1 protein-coding gene is annotated in these 1,656 nt (G+C 31.2%); it reads left to right on the top strand.

Going from position 1 to position 1,656, the window contains the following annotated elements; genetic code table 11:
* Positions 1-343 precede the first annotated feature (343 nt).
* On the top strand, positions 344-1,222 hold the full coding sequence (metK, locus tag OC683_RS02405) for a methionine adenosyltransferase (protein WP_320411937.1): 879 nt from the start codon (positions 344-346) through the stop codon (positions 1,220-1,222).
* The last annotated feature ends 434 nt before the right edge of the window (positions 1,223-1,656 follow it).

Raw genomic sequence — 1,656 nt, 5'->3', positions numbered from 1 at the left:
ATTAAGAACAAAAAAGATAAAAGATATTAATTCTTTCTGATTTTAGAAATTTATCATGAAAAAATCGAAAAAGATGCGAACTGGTGTAGTTCGAGAGATAAAAATATCTTATTATCATCAGATAATTAATTCACCAATATTTGATATTAAAGAATTTAAGAAACAAAGAATGATTAGAATAAACAACTAATGAGTGGTAACACAAGGTTAGTCTTTACAAGAAGGTAAATTATGGCAAGCCGGATGCAAGGAAACTTGCTCGTCCGGTTTAGATGGGGGCTATTTGTAATAGATATCAGAAAGATAAAATAAATTTTGAAATCAAAACGCAAATAATCTATCCATATCTCAAGGACATCCTGATAAAATAGCAGATCAAATTTCTGATGTTTTATTAGATGCTTATCTTAAACAAGATTCTCATGCTAAGATCGCTATTGAAACAATAGTTACTAAAAATAAAGTTATTCTTTGCGGTGAAATTAAAAGTTCTATTAATTTAGAACAAAAAAAAATAGAAAATATTGTTCGAGAGACAGTAAAAGATATAGGATATATAAATAAAGAAGATAATTTTTATTATTCAGATTTGTTAGTTGTTAATTTGATAAATAAACAATCTGAAGAAATTAATAGGGCTGTTTCAGTTAATGGTGGCGCCGGAGATCAAGGTTCAATGTTTGGTTACGCTACTAACGAAACACCCCAATATATGCCATTACAGTTTATATTATCTCGAAATTTAGCTCTACAATTAAATAAAATAAGAGAAGAGAAAATTTTACCTTTTTTAAAACCGGATGGTAAAACGCAATTAACTATAGCATATGATGAAAAAGGCAATTTATGTTATATTGATTCAATTGTGATTTCTTCTCATCATAGTAATATTATGAAAAATAATAAAACTTTTTCAAATGATATTATACAATATGTTATTAAACCTGTTATTCCTATGAAATTTATAAATGCTAAAACTAAATTTTATATTAATCCGGCAGGAAGTTTTATCCAAGGAGGTCCTTCTTTTGATACTGGTTTAACAGGAAGAAAAATTATTCAAGATAGTTATGGTAGCGAAATACGTCATGGAGGAGGTTGTTTTAGTGGCAAAGATGCTTCTAAAGTTGATCGTAGTGGAGCGTATATGTTAAGGTATTTAGCTAAAAATATTGTTGCTTCTGGTAGGGCGCCAAAGATGCCTAAATTTCGTGCTATTTAACCAATAGCCAGGGCCGATAAACCCTGAAAGGAGATGGTCGGTCTAACAAACGAAAGAATGTTAGATTACAGCAGACCATAAAAGCGGGTTGCGACGAAAGCAAATTAGTCAAAAAGACTTCGCCACCAAATAATTCTAGGGAGAAGCCTGCAATGGCCTAAGAAGGAAAATTGATGTAATAGAAGAACCTGTCTCGGAAGTTGCTTAAACGAACAGTCCAGAGCCTACTAATAATAAAAATACCAGATATTGAGTAGTTTATCAAAAAAAATAAACCTGGGATCAGCCTCTTATAGAGGATACTTCCCCTAAGGAATTAAGGTCGAAATTTAGCGTAACTTGGAGAATCCTAAAACCAAGTAATGAAATTTACTAATCCGGAAATAAAAGCCCGGATGGTCAAGGATAAAGCATCTTCTGAGTAGTCGTAAGGA

Source organism: Candidatus Phytoplasma crotalariae, from assembly GCF_030586865.1.
Classification (GTDB): domain Bacteria; phylum Bacillota_I; class Bacilli_A; order Acholeplasmatales; family Acholeplasmataceae; genus Phytoplasma; species Phytoplasma citri.
The sequence above is the reverse complement of the archived record's forward strand: the minus strand, read 5'-3'. Positions and strand labels throughout refer to the sequence as shown.